The organism is Halostagnicola sp. A-GB9-2, from assembly GCF_030068615.1.
GTDB lineage: Archaea > Halobacteriota > Halobacteria > Halobacteriales > Natrialbaceae > Halostagnicola.
The window spans coordinates 121,005-143,029 of sequence record NZ_JASJOC010000003.1 but is presented as its reverse complement, the minus strand read 5'-3'; the positions used below and the strand labels follow the sequence as shown (position 1 = coordinate 143,029).

Here is a 22,025-nt window from a genome sequence, read left to right as displayed (position 1 = left end):
TCCTCGAGTGGTCGTCCGTTCGAGAAATCGACAATCCGTGACGCAGGTCGCCTCGCTACCGACCGATCAGCGACGTGGGCCGCCCGTCACCGAACGTCCGTCACGTGGGTCTGTTCGTGATCGGGAAAGAGATCTCCGATCGCCGCCTCACCCGCCGAATCGACCAGAAGCGCTCTGAGTTCGGCCTCGTAATCGGCCCGCGTGATCTCCTCACTCGGGCCGACGGTCACGTCGAGGGTGTTCTCGACGAGACAATCGACGGCGGTCCGCCCGAAACCCGAGAGCGGGGCGATGTAGTCGATATCGTGACGATCCTCGAGGCTCTGGGCTTGCGCGTGCGACACCGTTGGAACACGATCATCTCGGCGCGTCCCGTCGGCGACAGCGTCGTAGCCTTCCTCGGCCGCCCGCTCTAGTGCGTGCTGGTGGACCATTTGAATGCCGTTGCGCGGAAACCCGTCCTCGCGTATCTGCTCGGCGGCTTCCTCGGCAACGCCCGTCTCGAGCTGGAGGCGTTCGAACGTAAATTCCGTCGATTCAGCGGTCGCTCGAGCGTGTTTCCAGTCGTCGGTAACGCCGAAGTGGGCGGTCAATAGCGTGACGTCGTAAAACTCCTTGAGAAGCAACGCCGCGAGCGTTGAGTCTTTGCCGCCGCTGTAGAGCAATCCGAGCTCCATCAGCGCCGCTTGATGTCGAAGCTCTTCTTCTCGGGCTGGAGTTCCTTGAGCAGTTGTTTCATTTTCTCGTCGTCGATCTTGCCCTGAATGCGCCCGCTTTGGGCGAGGGCGACGACCTGTCGTTCGACCTGCTCGCCGAACTGCTCTTTGCTCATCTTGACGGTGTTAAGCCGTTGGCGGGCTTCGTCGGTCAGGTGTTTTCGAAGCAGCGCCTGTTTCTGGGCGTCGGCCTGCTGTTTTGCGGCTTCCTGTCCCTGGTCACCGCCCTGGTTCTCCGCACGGTTCTGTAGCTCCTCCATTTTCTTCTGACGGAGCTCTTCGATATTCTCGTCGTCAGGGGTGCCACTCATACAATCGCCTACTCTCGCAGTGGGGAAAATGATTACGGACCGGGGCGATCAGCGCAACCGCTCCAGGCGTGATCGGTTCGAAAACGAGTCGATCGTTCCGTTCCCTCGTCCCAATCTCCCGCTTGCGGACGCGAATACGCCCACTGTCGACGGCGGTGTCGGTCTCTACGCGTAGCGTTCGAGTTCCGGTCGATCGAGGTCTTCGAGGACGTTACCGGCGGTTTCGTCGAGGAAACTGCGTCCCTCGGCGGTGATTCGACGACCTTCTCCTTCTGCAGTCTCGACGAGGTCTTCCTCTTCGAGCTGCTGGAGGATGGTTCGAATCATGTTGCGCGAGCCGTCGGTTCGCTTGTCCGACGAGACTTGGTAGCGGTTCGATCCGCTCTTCGCACCGCCGTATTCGGTCGAGAGGCGCTCGACGCCGACCGGTCCGGTGTCGGCGACCTTGCGGAGAAGGCTGCCGGCGCGAACTGCCCAGAAGTTGTCCTGTTCTGGCGGAAGATCGCGGCTGACGCCAGTTTTCGTGAATTGTGCCCAGTCGGGTTCGTCGAGTCGGTCCTCGAGGTCCTCGGCGAGCGCCTGAACGAGCGCGTCCGCCGGAACGTCGTACATCGTAGCCATTGGCGTTTGGTTCCCTTCCGCGGCATTTAAGACCATCGTTGTGGGTGCAGCCGGCAACTATGGCCTGTCGTGACACGCCACGGCCGTCGACGCCGGGCACGCTACGACGGCCGCCACAGTCGTGTCCCCGGCACGATATAGATCGTTCGATCGTGCCGGACCGTTTTTCGCACTCGAGGCGAAAGGGGGGGCATGGACGAACGCGCCGCGCTGGCAGTGCTCGAAGACGAACTCGAGTCGGTGGGAGACGACGCCGCCGTCGTCGACGACCTCGTGGTGACGACGGATATGCTTCACGAGACGACGGATTTTCCGCCGGGAACGAGCCGATACACCGCGGGGTGGCGAGCAGTCGGCGCATCGCTTTCCGACGTCGCGGCGATGGGCGGGCAGGCGACCGCCGCCGTCGCGGCCTACGCCGCTCCCGAATTCGACCGGCAGGAACTGCTCGCGTTCGTCCGCGGCGCGAGCGACGTCTGCGCGCTCGTCGACGCGGAGTACGTGGGCGGCGATCTCGACGACCACGAGGAGTTTACGGCCGTAACGACGGCGTTCGGTACGACCGCCGATCCCGTTCTCCGAAGCGGTGCTCAACCCGGCGACCTCGTCTGCGTCACCGGGACGCTCGGGCGCAGCGCGGCCGCCATCGAGTTGTTCGAGCGCGCTCGAGACCGAACCCTATCGAGCGATCGGGATGCGGACAGGGAACGCGCGAACGAGCTGTTTCGGTTCGAACCGCGAGTCGCCGCCGGACGAGCGCTCGCGCCCCACGCGACGGCGATGATGGACTCGAGTGACGGGCTCGCCAGGTCGCTCCACCAACTCGCCGAGGCGTCGGACTGCGGGTTCGCCGTCGACGCCGACGAGATCCCGATCGACGACGCCGTCTTCGAGACGGCCGAAACGGAAGGGAAAGCGCTCGAGCGGGCGACCACCTTCGGCGAGGACTTCGAACTCGTCGTAACGATTCCCGAATCGGCGTTCGAATCGGCTCGAAAAGCGATTACAGTGGCACTCACACCAATCGGTGCCGTCGTCGACGATGGTATGACGATGGACGGGCAACCCCTTCCTGATCGAGGATACACGCACGGATGACGACCCAAGAAGTGCGACTGCAGAATCGTAGCTGAAGAGCGGCTAGCCGACCACCGTTACCGGAACCGGCGTGAAACAGAGAATACCGAGGCCGAACGTGAGTATTCCGAGCGCGAGTCGCTTCGTATCGAGTGTCTCCTCTCGAACGGGATGAGCAGGACCTGCAGTGGCGATAAATGCAGTTATCAGCCCCCAGAAACCCCAGATGAGTACCGAGTTGATGTCGTGTCCGCTGACGTAGTAGAGATATCCCGCGAGGGCGAACAGGACGCCGGGAACGAGTGCTGCAATCGTTCGTTGAACAGAGCCAGCCATCGCACGGAGAATGTGCCCGCCGTCGAGTTGGCCCACTGGGATGAGGTTTAAGAACGTGACAAACAACCCCACCCAGCCGCCGATGACGACCGGATTCACGTCTCTCGTGGGGTCGTCCTGATACAGCGGCTGATCGAAGACGGATGCGAGAAACTCCATCAACGGCGGGTAGCCGAGGATGAACTCGACGGTGTTCGGATTGTTGAGGAGGGTATCGGGCCGCTCGACGGGTGGCAGATGGAGGCCGATACTGATTACGCCGATCGTGGCTATCAACCCCGCGAGCGGGCCCGCAGCGCCGATATCGAACAGCGCCTTTCGGTCGGGCATTCGACCTTTCATCTTGATGACCGCACCCATCGTCCCGATAAGCGTCGGTATGGGGATGAAATAGGGGAGCGAGGCGTCGACTTTGTGGTACCGACTCATCAAATAGTGTCCCATCTCGTGAACGCCGAGTACGCCGAGAAGGGCCGCGGTAAACGGCCAGGCCCGCCAAATTTCAGTCGGGTTCGAAAACGGGTCGATGTAGTACCACATCGAACCGGCAAAGAGCGTCGAGACGACCGTCGCGACGAACAAAAAGAGGTTCGTCCAGGGAATCCCGTTGATGCCGATCTGGGTCGGCTCTGCGACGATCACGTAGTTTCCCTCCCGAACCGTGAGCTGCGCCTCGTAGCCTGACTCCCGAAAAACGGACCACAGCTCGCGCATCATCGCTTCCGGCGAAACGAGCGGCGTGCCGAAGTACAGAAGCGTCTCGTCCTCCGTTCGCGTTTCAGCAACGACGAACGTCGACTCGATTCGCTCGAGCGAGGGACCATCGGCGGGAGGGTCGACGTCAGTTCCGGCGGAGGAATACCAGTGTCGTCCAACGTCGGACGAGTCCGGACCGTCCATCATCGGTGGTTCACCCTCGTGTCGTATAAATAACGTGCCGGGTGACAGACAGTGATGATCGGCGGATATCGTGTCTGGGAAAAACGGCGGGAAGAGGTGTGTCGGATAGCGTCACTGACGCGCCGACACGGACAGGAGGTGTACAACGTGTGACTTGGAGATTGAAGCGGTGATCAGGCTGGTTCGACGCGCCACGTGGTTGCACTCGTGTACGACCATTTCTCGACCTCGAGGTCCGTCGCGGACTCCGAGAGCTTGACCATTAGCGCGCCGATCTCTTTGGGGGACATGCCGACATCGTCAGCGATGAACTTCCCTTTGAAGTATAGTTCGCCGTCCTCTGCGCGATTGCGCAGGTAATTCTTGAGGCGACGTTCCTTGCTTTCCGTGGAGGGTTGGGCTGTGGTGCTCATCGACAGTAGCTCCTTGTCGGGGAAGTATGTTATAAAGGGAGGTCGGTTAGCAGAATTTCGGATATATTCAGGAAGAAGGGGGGCCAGAGACGTTTCACACCCATTTATAATCGCCATTATGACTGTTTCATATTCAGTTAGAAGTTTTATAACCGGATCTAATACGTTATTTCGATTTTGAAACTCACGATTTTCAAACATTCTCGTTATGATACTAAATACGTTAATACATATCCTAATACATAGATATAAATTATTGTGACTGTTCGTGTACCCAGAACTCGTCCTCGACGGTGACCTCCTTTTTGAACAGCGGGACCTCATCCTTCAATCGGTTGATCCCGTCCTCGACCGTTCGGAACGCCTCCTCGCGGTGACCGGCGAGAACGACGACGAATACGATATCCTCGCCGTCCTTGACGACCCCCGTCCGATGGTACATCACGACCTCGTAGACGCCGTCGCGAGACTCGAGATCCTCCCGAAGCGCGGCCATGCGCCGTTGTGCGACACCCTCGTACTTCTCGAACTCGAGGTACTCCGTGCGCTCGTCGTCGGGGTCGTCTTTTGCACGGACGCGGCCGGTGAACGTCGCGATCGCACCCGCTTGATCCGCCTCCGGCGAGCGCTTGACATCGGCGACGAGCGATTCGAGGGTTTCGTACGGTTCGTGGCGCTCGAGCGCGTCGAAGAGGTCGTCCTCCTCGAGGTCGCTGGCCGACGCAACCGACGTGAGAACGGTTCCGGCAGCCGACGGTTCGTCCGCCGCTCCGACTACGATCGAGGGGTATCGGAGCGTCGAGACGCCGACGACGACCGCATACTCACAGTCGGTGGCCAGCGCGTCGAGAGCATCCCCGACGGAGAGCCCTGTTCCGGCGGCGGTCCAGTCGCCGTCGGCACCGAGGTCGTACGTAACGTCGCCGCCGGGCGTCAGTGACTCGTGCGTGCCGTCAGCGATCGTCGCATCGTATCGAACTACGCCGACGCGACCCGCTCGAGAGAGCCGATCGACGACGCGGTCGACGACCTGATCGAGCAGTTCGTCGCTCGAGTCGCGCTCGAGAATACCGAGTACGTGCATACGAGAACGGTAGGACGTGTTGGTCTTTGTAGCTGTCGCCCTCGAAGGCGAGCAGCCGAATCGTGGGCGGCAACGAGTACGGTGAAAGAGAGTCCCACCCGCTCGGAGCCGGGCTTGATAATCCTTAAGCCCGCCACCACGCTACACCGCTGTAGTATGAAAGTGGTCGTTTCTATCGGTGGCAGCGTTCTCGTGCCCGACCCGAGTACGGCTCGAGTCGCAGAACACGCCGACGTCGTCGAAAACCTCGTCTCGGAAGGGTGTCGCGTTGGCGCCGTCGTCGGCGGCGGCGGCGTCGCTCGGGACTATATCGGCGCGGCTCGAGAACTCGACGCGAACGAGATCGAACTCGATCAGCTCGGGATCGATGTCACTCGGCTAAACGCGCGATTGCTCATCGCCGCGCTCAGCGAGGAGTCGGTCACCGCACCGGCACAGAACTACGAGCAAGCAAGCGAAGCGCTCCGCCGCGGGAATATCTGCATAATGGGGGGCGTCGCACCCGCACAGACGACCGACGCCGTCGGAGCCGCCCTCGCGGAGTACGTCGACGCCGACCTGTTGATCTACGCGACCAGCGTCCCCGGCGTCTACAGCGACGACCCTAACGAGACCGAGGACGCGACGAAGTACGACGAACTCACCGCGAGCGAACTCGTCGACGTGATCGCCGGCCTCGAGATGAACGCCGGAGCGTCCGCACCCGTCGACCTGCTGGCGGCGAAGATTATCGAGCGCTCGGGGATGCGAACCATCGTCCTCGACGGTACCGACCCGGACCGAATCGCGCGAGCCGTTCGCCGAGGAGAACACGACGGAACCGACGTTATTCCGGAACGCGCGGGCGAGGAACCGACCTACTGGGCGAGCGACGAGCAATGAGTCCCGATTCGGACGCACCCGAAGACGGGATCGACGAAACCGAAACGACCGGTTCGGAGAGTCCGTACACCCTCCAGCGCGAGGACGGGAACGAAACCCACCACGCCTTCTGGGCGGACGACGTTGCGGATAGAGTCGAAGCCCGAAATCCGGACGAGCCCGTCGTCATCAAGGGCGGAATCTCGCCCTCCGGCGTTCCACACCTCGGGAACGTCAACGAGATTATGCGCGGCTACTACGTCGCCGAGGTCCTCCGAGAACGCGGCCACGACGTCACGCAAGTGTTCACCGGCGACGACCGCGACCCGCTTCGCGGACTCCCGCGGACGCTCTGTGACCTCGAGGGGAACCTCGTCGACCTGGGCGAGGTAAACGCCGGCGCGCTCGGTCGAAATCTCGGCGCGCCCTACACCGACATTCCGGACCCCTTCGAGTGTTGTGACTCCTACGGCGACCACTTTTCACAAATCATCAGAGACAGCGCCGAAGCGGTCGACGTACCCCTCGAGTTCGTCTCGACGACCGAGCTGTACGAAAACGGTGATCTCGAGGAGATCACTCGCCACGTCCTCGAGAACCGGGATACGGCGCGCGAAGTACTTTCGAAATATCAGGATAAAGTAGACGAGAACGGCGAATACGTTCCGTTCAACCCAATCTGTGCCGACTGCGGGAAAATTACCGAGACGGTGACGGGGATCGACCTCGAGGCCGGAACCGTCGACTACCGCTGTACGGATATGGACGCCGGCGACCAGACGATCGACGGCTGCGGCCACGAGGGAACCGCCACGCTCCGCGAGGGGAAAATGCCTTGGCGCTTCGAGTGGCCTGCCCAGTGGCAGGCGCTGGGTGTCGACTTCGAGCCCTTCGGGAAGGACCACGCCGAAGGCTCCTGGCCGAGCGGGATCGACGTCGCCGAGAACGTGCTCGGGATCGAACCGCCGGTTCCAATGGTTTACGAGTGGTTCACGCTCGACGGGGAACCGTTCTCCTCCTCCGCCGGAAACGTGATTCTGGTTTCCGACGTGCTCGATCTGATCGAGCCCGAAGTGCTCCGGTACTTCTTCGCGAAGGACCCGATCAAGGCTCGGGACTTCAGCGTCGAGCGACTCGATCTGCTCGTCGACGAGTTCGACCGCTTCGAATCGATCTACTACGACGAGGTCGAGGCGAGCGAAGACGAGAAGGCGTTCGCAGAGCGCGTCTACCCGCTCGTCGTCGACGAACCGGACGAAGAACGGATCCGGCTTCCCTACACCTTCGCCGCAGTGCTTGGCATGACCGACGACCCGGACCTGCGCGAAGAGATCGCCCGTCACGAAGGACACATTCCCGACGACGCGCCAGAATGGGCCGTCGAGGGCGCACTCGATCGCGTCGAGCAGGCCCGAAACTGGGCGCGCCGAACTGAGAACGAGTTCGACTACGAACTCAAACGCAGCGCGATTCCGGATCACGACTTCGACGAGACGACCGAGACGGCCCTCAAGGAACTCGCGGATTTCATCGAGGAGGGACACGGACCCGACGAAATCCAAGAGGAGATCTACGAGACCGCAAAGCGCCACGGCGTCGACATGGGATCGTTCTTCTCGGCCGGCTACAGGCTCTTTTTCGACGAAGAACAGGGACCGAAGCTCGGTCCGTTTCTCGCGAAAGTAGATCAGGAGTTCGTCGTCGCCCGGCTTCGACGCGAACGGTAACGGGACGGTGGGCCGTCGAATTTCGGAGCGTTCGTAGACAAAAGCCATTTGAGAGCCCCTCCCTGATAGGGTGATAATGGAGTCCGGTCCGTTTACAGCGACATCACCTGCTTTCCTCGAGATGTTTACCTCGGGGATCTTATCGTGGATTCTCGTCGGTCTCGCGGCGTACTGGCTCGCGATCATCGCGCTTCGGAAGCGCGATCTGCTACCGTCGTACGTCGGCGCGCAGGGACCGATTCTGACGATCCACACGAAGCGTGGACGGGCATTTCTGGACTGGTTAGCGGGCCCGAAGCGATTCTGGCGGGCCTGGGCGAACTTCGGCGTCGGCATCGCCATCGTCGTGATGGGGAGCATGTTCGTCTTCCTCCTGCTCGCGGCGGTCGGCGCGCTCCTGTCGCCGGAGCCGTCGGGAATCCAGACGCCGCGGAACGTCCTCGTTATCCCCGGTGTCAACGATTTCCTCCCGCTCTCTGCGACTCCCGGTATCGTCTTCGGTCTGCTCGTCGGACTCGTCGTCCACGAAGGTGGCCACGGATTGCTCTGTCGCGTCGAGGATATCGACATCGAATCGATGGGCGTCGCGATGCTCGCACTATTGCCGATCGGGGCGTTCGTCGAACCCGAACAGGAGAGTTCGAAAAACGCGAGTCGCGGCGGTCAGACGCGGATGTTCGCGGCCGGCGTGACGAACAACTTCGCGATCACCATCGTCGTCTTCGTCCTGTTGTTCGGTCCGATCGCGGGCTCGATCGCCGTCGCACCCGGCGCATCGGTTGCCGGAGCTGCACCAGATTCACCGGCCTCTAACGCCGATATCGGTGCGAACGACCGGATCACCGCGATCGACGGGACCGAGGTCGAATCGAACGACCACCTCGACGAACTGCTCGCAGGAATCGACAGCGACGAGGTCGAGGTAGAACTCAACGACGAGGAGACGACGACCGTCGAGCGATCCTTACTCGTCACCGTCGCGATCGAAGGCGGGCCAGCGGATGTCAACATTGGCGATACGATTCTCGAGGTCAACGGCGAAGACGTCGGCACGGAAGCCGCCTTCTTCGACGCCGTCGGTGACGAGGAAACCGTCACGCTCACGGTCGAACGCGGTGATAACGGCGAGATCATCGACCTCGAGGACGTACCGATCGGCGCGGCCATCGAAGTCGCACAGAACGGGCCGGTGGGAGAGGCGGGTGCGCCGACGGACGAGCCGCTCATCGTTACCGAGATCGACGGAGAGCCGATCCAGTCGACCGAAGAACTCTACACGTTCCTCGAGGGAACCGAACCCGGTCAGGAGGTCGTCGTTTCGGGATACGCCGGTGACGAACCCGTCGAGTACGACGTGACGCTCGGAGAAAGTTCGGACGTGGACTACGGCCTCATCGGCGCACAGAGCACGATCGAGGAGGTTTCAGGAATCTCGATGAACGACCTCGGGGTTCAGTACTACCCCGCCGGCGAGTATCTCTCCATTCTCGGTGGCGACGGAGACGACAGCTTCGGCGGGATGACGGACTCGTTCCTCGGAAAGATGGTACTGGTCCTGTTTCTCCCAATTATCGGGATCACAGATCTGTTGCCGTTTAATTTCGCCGGATTCACCGGCGGCGTCGAGAACTTCTATGAGGTACAGGGGTCACTGGCGGCACTGGGCGACGGGACGGTGTTCATCATCGCGAACCTGTTGTTCTGGACCGGCTGGATCAACGTCCAACTCGGCTTCTTCAACTGCATTCCCGCGTTCCCGCTCGACGGTGGTCACATCCTCCGAACGAGCACCGAAGCTGTCGCTTCCCGGTTGCCCATCGAGACGACTCGGGGGATGATTCGGATGGTCACGACGATCGTCGGCGTCACCATGCTGATCAGCTTCCTCGCAATGATATTCGCGCCCGGAATGCTGGCCTGAGAAGCGTCCAATAGCTTGCTGGTGTTCACTACGCCTGCCAACCTTTTGCTCTGCGTGCGGTCGCTTCGCGACCGCACTCGGCAAAACGTTGATGAAAAGCACGTCGTCAACCCCTCAGCCGCGCCGTTGGCGCGGCTTCGAGGGCTCCTTGGCCCGCTCGCTCACTGCGTTCGGTCGCGGGTGCAAGCGGTAACACCTCCGCCTATACTTACCACAAGAACTCGAGCAAACCAACGACGAACGACTAGTCCGCAATCACTCGTCGTCGTGCTCGACGTCGTGGCGCTCGTAAAACTCCTCGGGCGTGTCCTCGATGCGTTCGAAGTCGTTGTCGAAGTAATGTTCGTGATGGCGGACGACCTGTTCGACGACCCACGCGCTGAATTCCTCGTCGAAGCGCCACTCGCCCTCGAGATCCGGGATTTCGAACCGCTCGTCCGTCGAGAAGGCCGCGTAGACGTGGAAAAAGCCGAGGATGACGTCGGCGAAGTCTCGAGCCTTCTCTGAGCCGCTCGCGCGCCTGTCCTCGAGTTCCTCGTACCCCGAATCGGTGAGTTCGAAGTACTTTCGGTCGGGCTCGTCCTCGCGCTCGATTCGCTCGGTCCACCCCTTCTCTTCGAACTTGTACAGGATCGGGTAGACGGAGCCGTAGGACGGCTCCCAGTGACCGCCGCTGATGTCGCGAATTTCTTTGAGTATCTCGTAGCCGTATCGCGGCTTTTCCTCGAGCAGTTCGAGAACGAGATAGGCGATGAGTCCTTTCGGTGGACCGCTTTTCCGCATATACGCCCTGATTTAAATCGGCGAACGTAAATGGTTTCGGTCGGCGCAACTGCCAGCCGGCGACGGGATATCCGCGCTACGCTCTCCCTGCGACGAAAACCCCGTCCTTCTTAGCGACCCCGGCCTAACTCGCTCGTATGGAACGACGCAGACCGCCACAGACCGAGGAAGGCTGGTACGTCTTTCACGACTTCCGGTCGATCGACTGGGACGCCTGGCGAGACGCACCGCAACGGCGTCGCGAGCAGGCGATCACGGAGGGAATCGAGTACCTTTCGGCGTGCGAACGACTCGAGGACGCCGAGGAAGGCGACTCGGCGACGTACGGGATCCTCGGCCACAAGGCCGACCTCATGTTCTTGCATCTTCGGCCGTCACCCGCGGATATCGACGTGCTCGAGCGGCGGTTCGAACACACCGCCCTCGCTGAGTTCACCGAGCAGGTCGACTCCTACGTGTCGGTGACCGAAGTCTCGGGCTACATGTCCGAGGAGTACTTCGAGGAGGATAGCGAGGTCGAGGACACCGGCATGGCCAGGTACATCGAATCGCGGCTCAAACCCGAAATTCCGGACTTCGAGTACGCGAACTTCTATCCGATGGACAAGCGCCGCGACGACGAGTGGAACTGGTACGACCTCTCCTTCGACGAGCGGGCCGAGTACATGTCCGGCCACGGCGATATCGGCAAGCAGTACGCCGGGCGGGTCACGCAGATCATTTCCGGGAGTATCGGCCTCGACGACTACGAGTGGGGCATCACGCTCTTCGGCGACGATCCGACCGATATCAAGGAACTGCTCTATGAAATGCGATTCGATCCTTCGAGTTCTCGATTCGGCGAGTTCGGGCGATTCCTCTTCGGTCGGCGGTTCGCACCCGAAAACCTCGGTGCGTACCTCTCGGGCGAGTTCGTGCCACAGGAGGCCGCAAGTTCGGGTCACGGACACGGAAGCGGTCACGGCGACGAAGGCGGCCACCACGGCGGTTCCGGTGGACATCACGGCGGGTCCGGTGGAGACGGCCACCACGACCACGACCACGGCGGCGGCTCCGGCCGCGACGACGAAGACGACGCGGACATCCGAGAGGAACTCGAGGACGTGGGCGTCTACGCCGGCCAGCCACACGGCGAGGACGTTCACGCGGTCGTCCTCTACTCGGCGGCCAGCCCCGAGGAACTGTTCGAGGAAGTTGACGGCCTGCGAACGAATTTCGATCACTACGACACGCACGTGAAGACGGCCGTCTACGAAAGCGAAGACGAAGACGCCGAAACGGCTATTGTGAGTCTCTGGGACACCGAGCGTGCGGCGAGTACGGCGGCCGGATTTCTCTCTGACCTCCCCAAAATCGTTCGACAAGCCGGCGACGACGAGTCAGACTCCTGGGGAACGATGGGAATGTTCTACACGGTGAAAGATGAGCACCAGGAGGATTTCGTCGAAACGTTCGACGACGTCGCGGGTCTGCTGGCCGATATGGACGGCCACCGGAAAACGGATCTGCTGATCAACCGCGAAAACGAACTCGATATGTTCATCGCCAGCCGCTGGGATTCCCGCGAGGACGCGATGGAGTTCTTCCGAAGCGACGCGTTCGCTGAAACTGTCGAGTTCGGGCGGGACGTCCTAGCGGATCGACCGCGTCACGTTTTCTTGGCATAATCCAGCCGAACCTGCGGATCGCCCTCCTTGGGTTAAATCCCGCCAGACCCCTCGAGTTCGTCGTAAAAGAAATAGCCTGCAAGCCCCGCAAGTCCGAACGCGAGCGTGATATACGGCCAGTTGCCGGACTCCTGATCGGTCCAGTAGGCGTGACCGACGATGAACATCGCGAAACCGAGGTGTGCAACTGCCGTCGCAAAGATGAACGTCTGCAGTTCCATTAGCGGGCGATTGCGGTGAAAACGTTTTAGCTATTTCGAAGCAGACGTTCCGGAGCGCGAGACGCCGTCTCAAGTCTAAGAGGCGAACGTCCCTCGAGTTCCAGAACCGACTGTTTCGACGGGCGAAGCCGCAGGCTCTCGGCGGTGAATGGATCGAAACGGAACAAGAAACCGACTCTATAAATCGTGGTCCGGGTCGTCCTCAACGGAGCGTTTTAGCGAGTCGCGTCGGGACTTGGCGTCTCGAGCGGTCGCCTCGAGGAGGAAATCGTTTTTCGCGTCGACGGCGTCGCCAGCGGCCTCGAGTTCGTCGGGGCCGAGTTCGGTGGGATCGCGTTCGACGAAATCGACAGCGAGTTTGTCCTTTTTGCCGGAGTACTCGACTGCACCGACGATAATACGTTCGAAGACGGGGTTGTCCGGCTCGGCGATAACGTAGAGATCGCTTCCTTTGAACTCCTCTGTGCCGGTGATTGGTCCGAAGTACTCCTCGACCGTGGCTTCCATATCCGGAATCCGATCCTCGAGGTGTTCACCACGTCGCATCTTGTACTCCTTCATAAATTGGAGATATACGGCGGAGTGTTTACCTCTTTTCATAGTCTCCGGCTGGCGAAGTCACGGGGTGGAGATGGACGCCGCTCGGGTAAACGAAAAGTTACGGAAAATCGAGGAGAAAACCTCGAGCTTCAGCGCGGGGAGGATATCAATAGACACCTGCTGACCGGAAGCGCAAAATCAGAACGAAGCAATGCAGCGTGTGGCGGAATTCCGATAGCGTGCGTAAGTCGGCGTCCGGGGGGCCGACTACGCCGTTCGCTCGCCGATGTAGCCCTTCTTGCACTCGGGGCAGATGTCGCCGGTTCGGAGCGAGCCGCTATCTCCCGGCGCAACGAAGCGACACTGCGGACAGAAAAACTCCGTAGTCGCACCGTCTGGAATCGAACTCTCTCCTGGAGCAGGTGCGCTCTCTGCGCTGGTGATACCGGTTTCGGGACCCGACGACTGGGAGCCAGCGGCGGGCTCGGCGACAGACTCAACCTGAACGGCGCTCGTCTCGGAGCCGTCAGCGGGCTCTGGATCGGAACCGGGTTCAGCAGCCGGCTCGCCGCTCGCATCGATGGAGTGGTCGAACTGTTTGCCGCTCGAGTCGGCCGTCGTCTCCGACCCACTCTCGAGGATTACGGCGTCGTCATCGGGCTGTTCCTCGAGTTCCGATGGCCGGTCGCCGACGTCTTCGTCGTCGGCTACGGCCCGTGCGCGCTCTTGTTCGTCGTCGGGCCAGGCGCTGGGTTCGGTATCGCTTCCGACGGGCGGGCCGACGTCCGCCGAGTCGGGCCACTCGCCGTGGCGCCGATCGCCCGAAATCGGGTCGTCATCGTCGCCGTCGTCCTCGAGGATTTCCCCGTCGTCGACGATCGGCTCGTCGTTTTCGTCCGTCGGAACGTCGATTTCGTCGGCGCCGTCATCCGAAGCGGCCTCGGCCGGCGTCTGATCGACCGAGACGGCGTCCTCGGGTGCGGCCTCGGCATCGAGGGGCTCAGCGTCGCGCTCTGCATCCATGATACCACTCGAGTCGGGCTCGATACCCATAGCCTGTTCGGCGGACGGTTCAGGCGGCGTAGAACGAGCAGGGTCTGGCGCTTGGTCGGAATCATCAGGTGCGTTCGAAGCGCGAGCAGGCGTCTCATCAGGGACGATGCTTGTCACTTCCGTGTTCTCAGTGATGATGTTTCGCTCACCGCAGCGCTGACACGCTTGAAACTCCGTGACAGTGAGGACGACTTCGCTGCCCCGTTCTTCACGCTCGCGATCGACTTCGGGCTCGCCGTAACTGTGGCCGAGCAGCGAACATCGCAGTACCATTATCCAATCGTATCTATTCACGGCATAAAAAACGTACTGCAAGTGGTATACTCGTTGACGGCTAGACAGTCGCTAGCCGATATCGCGAGAAGCGCATCGAGAGCCCTCTGATCCAGTGAATACGCCGACACTCCAGCAGAGACGTCAACGAACGAAAGAACGAGCCGCGTTTAGACCCCCAGTCGAACGGCAAACGTCAAATCCCGGGTCGACAAATACGTCACTGGATGAAAGCGAAGCGAGAGTACCGGGACCGAGAGCGAACGCAGGTGGCGGTACTCGACGTGCTTGTCAACAATGTCGAGGACGGCATGACCGTCTTCGAGCTTCGCGCGGCCGTTTCGGTCGAAATAGACGACCTCGAGGACGCGCTGGCGACGCTCAAAGACGATAATCTGATCGTCGTCGAGCGAGACGGGCGCGGTGCGGTCATCAGACCCGACGATCAAGTGGTGCCCGACGAACCGGACGACGAGAACGAGGGGGCGTCACTTCGCGACTGGGTTCGCGAGCGGTTCCCGTTCTAACGAGCAAGGCGTCACTCGAACGGCGGCCGAACCACTCGAGGCTCTGCGCGAACGGACGAATCACTCGAGAGATCGAAACGCCTGATATCGTCTGGCTCTTCGAACACGGTATGAGTGTCATCGAGTCGCTACACGAGGATCACGGGGCAACGTTTGGCGACCGAGCGGGGCGAACTATCGTCGAACACTACGGTCGCCCGGAGCGAGCACACAGAGCCGTTCGAAACGCGGCCGGGTTGATCGAGTCCGCCTACGGCGTCCTCGTCGTCGAAGGAGACGACCGCGTCGAGTACGTCGACAACGTCGTTACGAATCGCGTTCCGACCGAGAACGGTGACGGTTGCTACGCACTCGTTCTCGATCCACAGGGCGGAATCGAGGTCGAACTCTACGTCTACAACGCAGGCGAGCGACTGCTTCTGTTCACCCCGCCGGATCTCGCCGAGGAACTGGCATCGGAGTGGTCCGAGAAGGTGTTCATTCAGGACGTCGAGATTCGAGTCGCGACCGACGAGTACGGGACGTTCGGCGTTCACGGCCCGAAAGCCACCGAGAAGGTCGCCAGCGTGTTGAACAAATCGTCGACGCCCGACGAACGCTACTCCTTCGTGCGCGGATCGATGGGCGACGAGGGCGTAACTGTGATCCGAACGGACGCACTCACTGGCGAGGAGAGCTACGAGGTGATCTGCGGAGCCGACGACGCGGCGGCCGTCTACGACACCCTCCTAAATCAGGGGTTGAACGCGGCCCCCTTCGGTTACCGAACCTGGGATACGCTCACGGTAGAGGCCGGTTCACCGCTGTTCGAGACCGAACTCGAGGGACGCATTCCGAACGTTCTCGGGCTAGATCACGCCGTGGACTACGAGAAGGGCTGTTTCGTCGGCCAGGAGGTCGTCTCGAGGGTCGAAAACCGCGGCAGACCGAGTTCACAGCTAATCGGGCTCTCGCTCAAAGATGGCGGTGGTAACGCCGACGAGAGCGACGACGGCGACAGCGACGGAACGGTTCCCTCGAGCGGCGCGGCCGTCTTCGACGGCGACGACGCAGTCGGCGAGATCACCCGCGCTGAGACGAGTCCGATGCTCGAGCACCCGATCGCGCTCGCTACCGTCGAGTACGGACTCGAGGCTGAGAGGCTGGCGGTTCGAGTGGACGGGGAAGAAGTCCCTGCAGAGCGAACGACGCTGCCGTTCGTCGAAGGGTCCGACCGATCTGCTCGGTTGCCCGTCTACGAGTAGTCCCGACGCTCCCCCGTCGTCGAGTAACCAAATAGTTTCTATCACCGACATCGTACGTCACGCCACGTATGCGGAGTTCGATTATTCGGGCGCTTCGAGGTCTTCTGGCGGGATTCGCCGGCCTCTCTTTTCTCCTCCTTTACTTGCTCCTCGAGGCCCGGGTGTTGTCGATTCCCGCCGCGGTCGTCCTATTCCTCGTCGGCATCGGTTCGCTCGCCGGAGCCGTAGGGTCCGCGGGAATCTCCCGCCTGTTCAGAATCACACCGAGAACGAGCGAGGGGAACGCCGCCGAGAGCGAGTGGTGGCTCGCGAGACTCGAGCCGACGCTCGAGGAATCGTGGAACAGGTGGTCCGACCTCGTCCTCGCGCTCGGACTCGGCGTGGTCGGCGTCGGGGCGCTCGTTCTGGTCGCCCTTTCGCCCGACGGCGAACCGCCTCTGGGGCTGCTCGTCGTGGCGCTCGTCGGAATCAACGGATCACTCATTTCGCTCGCGTTTGTGGGTCTGGACGCGAGCTCCTCGGCGGAGTAACTCGAGGGTCGGTTTACCTCGAGCCCTCGTTTTGAATGTGGCGAGTTCCCCTGCGGAACGCGTTTACGGAGCCGAGAGCGGTCCACGAGAGCGCCAGTGCGCCCGCGACGCCGAGACCGAGAACGGCCGGATCGTTGTTCGCGAAACCGAACGATATCGCGGCGACCAGGATCCGAACGAGGACAACGGCCGCAGCGAGTGCGACGACGCCCAACACGCCGTGTCGGGCCAGTTGCCGCGAACGGGTCCCCCTATGGAGTTCCGAGAACCCGTGCAAACGAACCCGACAGATCTCCATCGCGGTGACGTACCCGAGAACCAACGACGAGAACAGGACCGTCGCGTGGACGAACCCGTTCTGGATCGGGCCGAGACCCGCGACGATCCGGAGGGTATCAGCCGCAGCGAGGACCGTCAGGAAAGTCAACGGAACGAACAGCAACAGCGAGCCCGACAGCACGGCCGCCGTCGACAGATAATCCCTCATGATATTCAGTTGGAAGACGTTCGAGAGCGACCTTTAAAGCTTTTGTCAGAACGGAAGCGGCAGCATAGCATCTCGAAGCCAGATTTCGGGAACGAAATGTCGGCCGCCTGTACTGGCCAGGCATAGCGACTTGGTCCCACACGGTAACAATCCGGTATGGACTCGAGTACGGATTTCGAAGAGCTGTCTGCACGCATGCGAACCCAGTCCGAAGACGCCGCGGGTTCGGACACGGAACGAGTGACGATCAGATCGCTCGAGGAGGTGAGCTACGACGGGATCAAATCGCTGCTCGAGGTGTACGCGGTCGAAAACACCGACACGGAGGATCTCGTGCTCGTCCTTTCGTCGCTCAACGCGGAACTGGTGTTCGAGACCGACGAGGCCGACATCGACGACACCGAGGATCTCGAGGACCGGCTGGGCCACGAGGTTCGCGTCGAAGAGGGGATGCCCGAGGACACGATTTTACTGCTCGATCCGGACGCCGTGTCGGGCGAGGAAATTCTCGAACCCGAGAACATCGTCTGCGGGATGGTCGGCGCGGCCGACGAACCGGACGAGTGAGTTGCGTACAAGTTCGAAGGATAACGAATCTACGAACGAGAACAGGCGGTTTTTCGAGCGGTGAACAGGGGGAAACAGCGAGTTCGAATCGCTACTCGCTGGTACTTATTCAGAAAGGGTTACGAGCAAATTCCACCGTAGTGGCTAATTGCTCGGTTTGTGTGCCCGGATAGTCGCCGAAACGAGCACCTCGTCTAAGTCGCGGTCGTCACCCCACTCGCGGATGAAGTCTTGGGTTTCGTCCTGAGGTTCGATTTGGACGTCTTGGAATCCCGCCTCTTCGAGAAGACCCTCTAATTCCCTAATTCGTGTTGCACCGCCAACGCACTCCGCGATTGAGTCGAGATCTGCACGCAACTCGTCAGGGAGTTTAGCCGTCAAAACGACATCCGAGATAGCCAGCCTACCGCCGGGTCGAAGCACTCGATAGGCCTCTTCAAACACTTGGCGCTTGTCGGGTGAGAGATTGATTACGCAGTTCGAGATGATGACGTCGATGGTATCGTCACTAACAGGGAGATGTTCTATCTCACCGAGTCGGAATTCAACGTTTTCAGTGTCGTTTTCCTCACTATTTGTACGGGCTTTTTCGATCATCTCGGGTGTCATATCGACTCCGATGACGTGTCCATCCGTGCTAACCTCGTTTGCAGCGAGGAAACAGTCGAACCCTCCGCCGGAGCCGAGGTCTAGAACCGTCTGCCCTTGGGTCAGGTTTGCGATAGCGGTCGGATTGCCACACCCAAGTCCGAGGTTCGCATCAGTCGGAACCGACTCGATCTCTTCAGAACTATACCCAACTTGTTCCGCCCATGTTGTTGATGTTTCATCGTTTGTACAGCACCCAGTTAGTGTCTCTGTGTCGGTATCGTCACTTGTTGGTGACTCCGTGCTACTGCTACAATCAGCGTTCGAACTCGATTCGCAACAGCCCGTGTCATCAGATGCCACCTCCGCGTATCGGTCGCGGACTGTCTCGTGCTGTTCATCGTCAGTGAAAGTCGACTCTTCTGGAGCGGTTGTGTTTTCAGTCATTGTTGTTTGTCGGGTAGGTGTCACTTTTTTGGAGCCCACTGCGACGAGAATTGTGTCGACTGTTGGTCTCTCATATTTTGGATGTCAGACGATGAAGAGATTGAACACGACGCCAACGGTAATACCGATTGTGACGACGGTTCCAGCGTAGACGAGCAATAGCCGGCGTTTGAACAGCTTGTTTAGGAGAATTAGATTCGGGATGCTCACACCTGCGCCACCGATGACGAACGCAAGAACGGTCCCGATTGCAATCCCCTGTTCGCTGAGCGAGGCGGCGATGGGAAGCATACCGCTGAGGCTAATGTAGACCGGGGCACCTGCCAACGCCGCTAACGGCACGGCAAGTGGGTTCTCCGGACCAACGACGGTATGAAGCAGATCAACCGGAACGGCGCCGTGAATCAGCGCACCGATCGTCATTCCGAGTATAAGATATGGAAGTGTATCGACGAAGAACGACCACGCTTCACGCGCGGCCAATTCGAAATGCTGTCGATGCGTCTGCTCTACATTCGCTGTCCCTCCGGCACAGCAATCAACGGTCCCGCCGTCCGCTACGGCCTGACTCGTACTATCCGTAATGCGGACCTCTTTGACGTGGTCAACTAATCCGAGCCGTCCGATGATGATACCACCGACGACAGCGGCAACGAAGGTGATCGTAACGTAGTAGGCAGTCACCCCAATTCCGAAGAGGCCGAGAAGCAGAACCACTGCAATCCAGTTGACCAGGGGCGATGCAAGTAGAAACGAGAACGCGAGTCCAAGCGGCGCACCTGCTTGCAACAAACCAGCGAGGATAGGGACAGTCGAACACGAACAAAACGGAGTTACCGCACCGAAGCCAGCTGCAGCAACGTTGCCAGTCCCTTCGTCATGACCATGGAGCTTGCGTTCGACCTTCTCTGGGGGGAGATACTCCTGTGCAAGGCCCACGAGGAAGGAGGCCCCAATGAACAGCGGTACGAGAACGACGGCGAGGTGCAGAAAGTAATCCCACGAGTCGAGGAGTGCGTTGGTAAGGCCTGGTGGAAGCATTTCAAACGTCCTCTTGAATGGCGTGGGCGAGGTCGAGCAGTTCGAAGACTGCGGTATCGGCGATGCGATAATAGCTCCACTTACCCTTCTTCCGGGATTTGACCAGTCCTGCCTCTTTCAGCTTCCGGAGGTGGGTGGCGACCGTCGATTGGGGTGCGTCGAGCACGATCTGTAACTCACAACCACAGCACTCGGATTCGCGGAGTGCACTCAGAATTCGGAGGCGATCCTCATTCCCGAGGGCCTTGAAGACGGTCTCCTGACCGGCGACATCTTGTTCAGATGGTCGGATATCCTGTAAGGTGGCGATTCGTTCTTCTGGGTCGTCGTACAGCCGTTCGAGTGCGCTGTAGGCTTCGTCGGGTAGCGAATCTGTCTTAGACATATTTGATTTTCTCGGTCCGAGTTATTTGCAACAGCTTTCGGACTCGGTTTCTGTCGAATCAGATTGGACTTCTTCGATAGCCGTTCCACAACATTCGGACCCCTCATCCTGCCTGTATCGGTTTGCGAGACGATTCCAGATTCGGTTAAGGGTACTCTGAGCCATCACCATCATATCGTATTTTCTCGATTCATATGAAGGTTATGGTGGCACAGGTTTAGCCTCGCAGTTGAGAAGAGGATTTGCATGGTCACGCTTCAGCACAATACTTAGCGAGAGCGACGTTGACGTGAGTGGGCGCTTGATGACCTCAAAAGACAGAATCTAGACTACATGCATGAAATTCGCGATGAAATCGAACAGCGAGTTATCGACCTGTTTGAAGAGTCCAGCGAGATTTTACAAAAATAGTCTCGCTACTCCCTACTGGAGTAAATAGCGATCAGGTTTGTGGTCCCCCGGACTGCTTCCCACTGGAGTGATTAAATATACGACCCACCATGACAGAAATATAATGATCTGTAGCTACTCACCTTCCGAACCTCTGCTCGAGGGGCGGTACAAGAACTGAGAGCAGCCCAACCCGAGAAGAATCGTCCCCTATCCGGTCACCGTCGCAGACTCGAGACCATCGCCTGTGCGTGCTCGAGCGAGAACGCCGATGTCGGCCGGTCCATGTGAACACCGATTTCGCCCGAGAGAGCGGTGAGCCCGATCCGCTGGACGGGTTCGGGAAGCGAGTAAGCGCGACGGATAAGGTGGCCGAATCGCTGTTCGCGCTCGAGTTCCTCGCGCCAGGTGTGCTCGTAGGCCGCGAGCGAGGTCGGACGGTCGGGATCGATCTCACGGGCGGCGTGGTCGGCACAGGTCATACTATAAAGGATGCCGCCACCGGTGAACGGTTTCGTCTGCCCGGCGGCGTCGCCGAGCAGGAAGCCTCGACGCGTCGTGACCCGGTCCGGCGGCCCGATCGGGATCGCCCCCGAACAGCGGTGAGAGACGTCGACCTCGTAGCCGTCAACGAGTTCCTCGAAGTGTTTGTTCACCTGCACGCCCGGCGGCGCGGCGAGGCCGTACTCGACGCCGGCATCGCCTCGGGGAATCCGCCACGCAAAAAATCGCGGCGCGGTGAGGTGAACGTCGACGAAATCCTCGTCGTCGGCCTCGTCCGAGAACGCGAGCACGCCGTGGAGCAGTTCGTCCGGTTCCGGGAGCGACAGCGCCTCGCGAACCCTCGAGCGCGGACCGTCGCAGCCGGCGACCATCTTCGCCTCGAACGTCCGCTCGCCGTCGGGGCCTTTCGCGTCGATTTCGACGGAGTCTGCGGACTCGCGAACGGCAGTTACGGTGTGTTCGTCGCGGACGTCCGCGCCTGCGTCCCGCGCGAGCTCGGCGAGGTGACGATCCAGCCCCACGCGGTCGATTACGTTCGAGACGACCTCGTCTTTGTAGAAGGGATAGGAGTCGCTTCCTGGCCCTTGCACGTGAAACCGCGCTCCCCGAACCTCGTTCTGGAGGAGTTCCTCGCGAGCGCCCTCCCCGGTAAAGTTCCAGACGTCAGTGCTGACGTGTCCCGAACAGGCCAGCGGCTCGCCGATCGATCCTTTCTCGAGGGCGAGCACGTCGTGGCCGTTCTTGGCTGCTCGTCGGGCAAAGCGCGCTCCCGGCGGCCCGACGCCGACGACGACGAAATCGTACATGTTCG

At 60.5% G+C, this 22,025-nt stretch carries 24 protein-coding genes; 9 read left to right on the top strand and 15 right to left on the bottom strand.

From position 1 onward, the window contains the following. Positions 1–86: 86 nt before the first annotated feature. From QNM96_RS09180 to QNM96_RS09170, 3 genes are all read right to left on the bottom strand, one after another. A complete protein-coding gene (locus QNM96_RS09180) occupies positions 87–677 on the bottom strand; it encodes an alpha hydrolase (protein ID WP_283835869.1) in 591 nt (196 codons plus the stop codon). Then, positions 677–1,027 carry a DNA-binding protein gene (locus QNM96_RS09175; protein ID WP_283835867.1) on the bottom strand — a complete coding sequence of 117 codons (351 nt, stop codon included), beginning with the start codon at positions 1,025–1,027 and terminating at the stop codon, positions 677–679. The genes QNM96_RS09180 and QNM96_RS09175 overlap by 1 nt, the downstream gene beginning before the upstream one ends. Before the next feature lie 165 nt (positions 1,028–1,192). Further along, positions 1,193–1,648, bottom strand: coding sequence for a 30S ribosomal protein S19e (locus tag QNM96_RS09170; RefSeq protein WP_283835865.1), 456 nt, complete (start codon positions 1,646–1,648; stop codon positions 1,193–1,195). A gap of 192 nt (positions 1,649–1,840) precedes the next feature. Here QNM96_RS09170 and thiL point away from each other — a divergent pair, with 192 nt between their 5' ends. Next, positions 1,841–2,746: a thiamine-phosphate kinase gene (gene thiL / locus QNM96_RS09165; RefSeq protein ID WP_283835863.1), complete on the top strand. Its 906-nt coding sequence runs from the start codon at positions 1,841–1,843 to the stop codon at positions 2,744–2,746. 42 nt (positions 2,747–2,788) lie between these two features. On the opposite strand, the gene QNM96_RS09160 is transcribed toward thiL, so the two are convergent. The 3 genes from QNM96_RS09160 to QNM96_RS09150 all read right to left on the bottom strand — a co-directional run bounded on the left by QNM96_RS09160 (position 2,789) and on the right by QNM96_RS09150 (position 5,458). Next, entirely contained in the window at positions 2,789–3,961 is a 1,173-nt protein-coding gene (locus QNM96_RS09160) for a site-2 protease family protein (protein WP_283836359.1), read from the bottom strand. A gap of 173 nt (positions 3,962–4,134) precedes the next feature. Further along, positions 4,135–4,374 (bottom strand): hypothetical protein, encoded by a 240-nt coding sequence (locus QNM96_RS09155; RefSeq protein ID WP_283835861.1) that lies wholly within the window; start codon positions 4,372–4,374, stop codon positions 4,135–4,137. A 253-nt stretch (positions 4,375–4,627) separates the two neighbouring features. Next, positions 4,628–5,458: a molybdopterin synthase gene (locus QNM96_RS09150; RefSeq protein ID WP_283835859.1), complete on the bottom strand. Its 831-nt coding sequence runs from the start codon at positions 5,456–5,458 to the stop codon at positions 4,628–4,630. Between the two features lie 156 nt (positions 5,459–5,614). On the opposite strand from QNM96_RS09150, the gene pyrH reads away from it, so the two are divergent. From pyrH to QNM96_RS09135, 3 genes are all read left to right on the top strand, one after another. After that, positions 5,615–6,340: a UMP kinase gene (gene pyrH / locus QNM96_RS09145; protein ID WP_283835857.1), complete on the top strand. Its 726-nt coding sequence runs from the start codon at positions 5,615–5,617 to the stop codon at positions 6,338–6,340. After that, positions 6,337–8,046: a lysine--tRNA ligase gene (lysS, locus tag QNM96_RS09140; protein ID WP_283835855.1), complete on the top strand. Its 1,710-nt coding sequence runs from the start codon at positions 6,337–6,339 to the stop codon at positions 8,044–8,046. The genes pyrH and lysS overlap by 4 nt, the downstream gene beginning before the upstream one ends. A gap of 76 nt (positions 8,047–8,122) precedes the next feature. Continuing rightward, the gene (locus QNM96_RS09135) at positions 8,123–9,967 is read left to right on the top strand and encodes a site-2 protease family protein (RefSeq protein WP_283835853.1); all 1,845 of its coding nucleotides are present in this window, start codon (positions 8,123–8,125) and stop codon (positions 9,965–9,967) included. Positions 9,968–10,222: 255 nt separating this feature from the next. Here QNM96_RS09135 and QNM96_RS09130 read toward each other — a convergent pair whose 3' ends face one another. Further along, a complete protein-coding gene (locus QNM96_RS09130; protein ID WP_283835852.1) occupies positions 10,223–10,750 on the bottom strand; it encodes a PadR family transcriptional regulator in 528 nt (175 codons plus the stop codon). A gap of 137 nt (positions 10,751–10,887) precedes the next feature. Between QNM96_RS09130 and QNM96_RS09125 the strand changes: the two genes are divergently transcribed. Then, entirely contained in the window at positions 10,888–12,417 is a 1,530-nt protein-coding gene (locus QNM96_RS09125) for a heme-binding protein (RefSeq protein WP_283835851.1), read from the top strand. A gap of 32 nt (positions 12,418–12,449) precedes the next feature. Here the strand turns inward: QNM96_RS09125 and QNM96_RS09120 are convergent, their stop codons facing one another. The 3 genes from QNM96_RS09120 to QNM96_RS09110 all read right to left on the bottom strand — a co-directional run bounded on the left by QNM96_RS09120 (position 12,450) and on the right by QNM96_RS09110 (position 14,504). Next, complete coding sequence (locus tag QNM96_RS09120) at positions 12,450–12,638, bottom strand: hypothetical protein (RefSeq protein ID WP_283835850.1); 189 nt, start codon at positions 12,636–12,638, stop codon at positions 12,450–12,452. A 177-nt stretch (positions 12,639–12,815) separates the two neighbouring features. After that, positions 12,816–13,199: a DUF5611 family protein gene (locus QNM96_RS09115; RefSeq protein WP_283835849.1), complete on the bottom strand. Its 384-nt coding sequence runs from the start codon at positions 13,197–13,199 to the stop codon at positions 12,816–12,818. 246 nt (positions 13,200–13,445) lie between these two features. Next, positions 13,446–14,504, bottom strand: coding sequence for a hypothetical protein (locus tag QNM96_RS09110; RefSeq protein ID WP_283835848.1), 1,059 nt, complete (start codon positions 14,502–14,504; stop codon positions 13,446–13,448). Between the two features lie 227 nt (positions 14,505–14,731). On the opposite strand from QNM96_RS09110, the gene QNM96_RS09105 reads away from it, so the two are divergent. From QNM96_RS09105 to QNM96_RS09095, 3 genes are all read left to right on the top strand, one after another. Beyond that, positions 14,732–15,031, top strand: coding sequence for a DUF6432 family protein (locus tag QNM96_RS09105; RefSeq protein WP_283835847.1), 300 nt, complete (start codon positions 14,732–14,734; stop codon positions 15,029–15,031). 110 nt (positions 15,032–15,141) lie between these two features. Further along, a complete protein-coding gene (locus QNM96_RS09100; protein WP_283835846.1) occupies positions 15,142–16,275 on the top strand; it encodes an aminomethyltransferase family protein in 1,134 nt (377 codons plus the stop codon). A gap of 68 nt (positions 16,276–16,343) precedes the next feature. Continuing rightward, positions 16,344–16,805: a hypothetical protein gene (locus tag QNM96_RS09095; RefSeq protein ID WP_283835845.1), complete on the top strand. Its 462-nt coding sequence runs from the start codon at positions 16,344–16,346 to the stop codon at positions 16,803–16,805. Between the two features lie 13 nt (positions 16,806–16,818). Here the strand turns inward: QNM96_RS09095 and QNM96_RS09090 are convergent, their stop codons facing one another. Further along, the gene (locus QNM96_RS09090) at positions 16,819–17,292 is read right to left on the bottom strand and encodes a hypothetical protein (RefSeq protein WP_283835843.1); all 474 of its coding nucleotides are present in this window, start codon (positions 17,290–17,292) and stop codon (positions 16,819–16,821) included. 156 nt (positions 17,293–17,448) lie between these two features. On the opposite strand from QNM96_RS09090, the gene QNM96_RS09085 reads away from it, so the two are divergent. Further along, positions 17,449–17,859 carry a hypothetical protein gene (locus tag QNM96_RS09085; RefSeq protein WP_283835841.1) on the top strand — a complete coding sequence of 137 codons (411 nt, stop codon included), beginning with the start codon at positions 17,449–17,451 and terminating at the stop codon, positions 17,857–17,859. 144 nt (positions 17,860–18,003) lie between these two features. On the opposite strand, the gene QNM96_RS09080 is transcribed toward QNM96_RS09085, so the two are convergent. The 4 genes from QNM96_RS09080 to QNM96_RS09065 all read right to left on the bottom strand — a co-directional run bounded on the left by QNM96_RS09080 (position 18,004) and on the right by QNM96_RS09065 (position 22,020). Beyond that, on the bottom strand, positions 18,004–18,894 hold the full coding sequence (locus QNM96_RS09080; protein WP_283835839.1) for an arsenite methyltransferase: 891 nt from the start codon (positions 18,892–18,894) through the stop codon (positions 18,004–18,006). 84 nt (positions 18,895–18,978) lie between these two features. Further along, on the bottom strand, positions 18,979–19,935 hold the full coding sequence (locus tag QNM96_RS09075) for a permease (RefSeq protein WP_283835838.1): 957 nt from the start codon (positions 19,933–19,935) through the stop codon (positions 18,979–18,981). Between the two features lies 1 nt (position 19,936). After that, positions 19,937–20,320, bottom strand: a complete 384-nt coding sequence (locus tag QNM96_RS09070; RefSeq protein WP_283835837.1) for a metalloregulator ArsR/SmtB family transcription factor — start codon at positions 20,318–20,320, stop codon at positions 19,937–19,939. 608 nt (positions 20,321–20,928) lie between these two features. Then, on the bottom strand, positions 20,929–22,020 hold the full coding sequence (locus QNM96_RS09065) for a geranylgeranyl reductase family protein (RefSeq protein WP_283835836.1): 1,092 nt from the start codon (positions 22,018–22,020) through the stop codon (positions 20,929–20,931). Between the last annotated feature and the right edge of the window lie 5 nt (positions 22,021–22,025).

Coding starts and splice junctions, on each gene's coding strand:
- QNM96_RS09130 (WP_283835852.1), bottom strand. CDS start 10,750: ATGCGGAAAAGCGGTCCACCGAAAGGACTCATCGCCTATCTCGTTCTC.
- QNM96_RS09095 (WP_283835845.1), top strand. CDS start 16,344: ATGCGGAGTTCGATTATTCGGGCGCTTCGAGGTCTTCTGGCGGGATTC.
- QNM96_RS09080 (WP_283835839.1), bottom strand. CDS start 18,894: ATGACTGAAAACACAACCGCTCCAGAAGAGTCGACTTTCACTGACGAT.
- QNM96_RS09090 (WP_283835843.1), bottom strand. CDS start 17,292: ATGAGGGATTATCTGTCGACGGCGGCCGTGCTGTCGGGCTCGCTGTTG.
- QNM96_RS09170 (WP_283835865.1), bottom strand. CDS start 1,648: ATGGCTACGATGTACGACGTTCCGGCGGACGCGCTCGTTCAGGCGCTC.
- QNM96_RS09065 (WP_283835836.1), bottom strand. CDS start 22,020: ATGTACGATTTCGTCGTCGTCGGCGTCGGGCCGCCGGGAGCGCGCTTT.
- QNM96_RS09150 (WP_283835859.1), bottom strand. CDS start 5,458: ATGCACGTACTCGGTATTCTCGAGCGCGACTCGAGCGACGAACTGCTC.
- QNM96_RS09160 (WP_283836359.1), bottom strand. CDS start 3,961: ATGGACGGTCCGGACTCGTCCGACGTTGGACGACACTGGTATTCCTCC.
- QNM96_RS09180 (WP_283835869.1), bottom strand. CDS start 677: ATGGAGCTCGGATTGCTCTACAGCGGCGGCAAAGACTCAACGCTCGCG.
- QNM96_RS09135 (WP_283835853.1), top strand. CDS start 8,123: ATGGAGTCCGGTCCGTTTACAGCGACATCACCTGCTTTCCTCGAGATG.
- QNM96_RS09070 (WP_283835837.1), bottom strand. CDS start 20,320: ATGTCTAAGACAGATTCGCTACCCGACGAAGCCTACAGCGCACTCGAA.
- QNM96_RS09110 (WP_283835848.1), bottom strand. CDS start 14,504: ATGGTACTGCGATGTTCGCTGCTCGGCCACAGTTACGGCGAGCCCGAA.
- QNM96_RS09100 (WP_283835846.1), top strand. CDS start 15,142: ATGAGTGTCATCGAGTCGCTACACGAGGATCACGGGGCAACGTTTGGC.
- QNM96_RS09105 (WP_283835847.1), top strand. CDS start 14,732: ATGAAAGCGAAGCGAGAGTACCGGGACCGAGAGCGAACGCAGGTGGCG.
- QNM96_RS09085 (WP_283835841.1), top strand. CDS start 17,449: ATGGACTCGAGTACGGATTTCGAAGAGCTGTCTGCACGCATGCGAACC.
- lysS (WP_283835855.1), top strand. CDS start 6,337: ATGAGTCCCGATTCGGACGCACCCGAAGACGGGATCGACGAAACCGAA.
- QNM96_RS09175 (WP_283835867.1), bottom strand. CDS start 1,027: ATGAGTGGCACCCCTGACGACGAGAATATCGAAGAGCTCCGTCAGAAG.
- thiL (WP_283835863.1), top strand. CDS start 1,841: ATGGACGAACGCGCCGCGCTGGCAGTGCTCGAAGACGAACTCGAGTCG.
- QNM96_RS09155 (WP_283835861.1), bottom strand. CDS start 4,374: ATGAGCACCACAGCCCAACCCTCCACGGAAAGCAAGGAACGTCGCCTC.
- pyrH (WP_283835857.1), top strand. CDS start 5,615: ATGAAAGTGGTCGTTTCTATCGGTGGCAGCGTTCTCGTGCCCGACCCG.
- QNM96_RS09125 (WP_283835851.1), top strand. CDS start 10,888: ATGGAACGACGCAGACCGCCACAGACCGAGGAAGGCTGGTACGTCTTT.
- QNM96_RS09075 (WP_283835838.1), bottom strand. CDS start 19,935: ATGCTTCCACCAGGCCTTACCAACGCACTCCTCGACTCGTGGGATTAC.
- QNM96_RS09120 (WP_283835850.1), bottom strand. CDS start 12,638: ATGGAACTGCAGACGTTCATCTTTGCGACGGCAGTTGCACACCTCGGT.
- QNM96_RS09115 (WP_283835849.1), bottom strand. CDS start 13,199: ATGAAGGAGTACAAGATGCGACGTGGTGAACACCTCGAGGATCGGATT.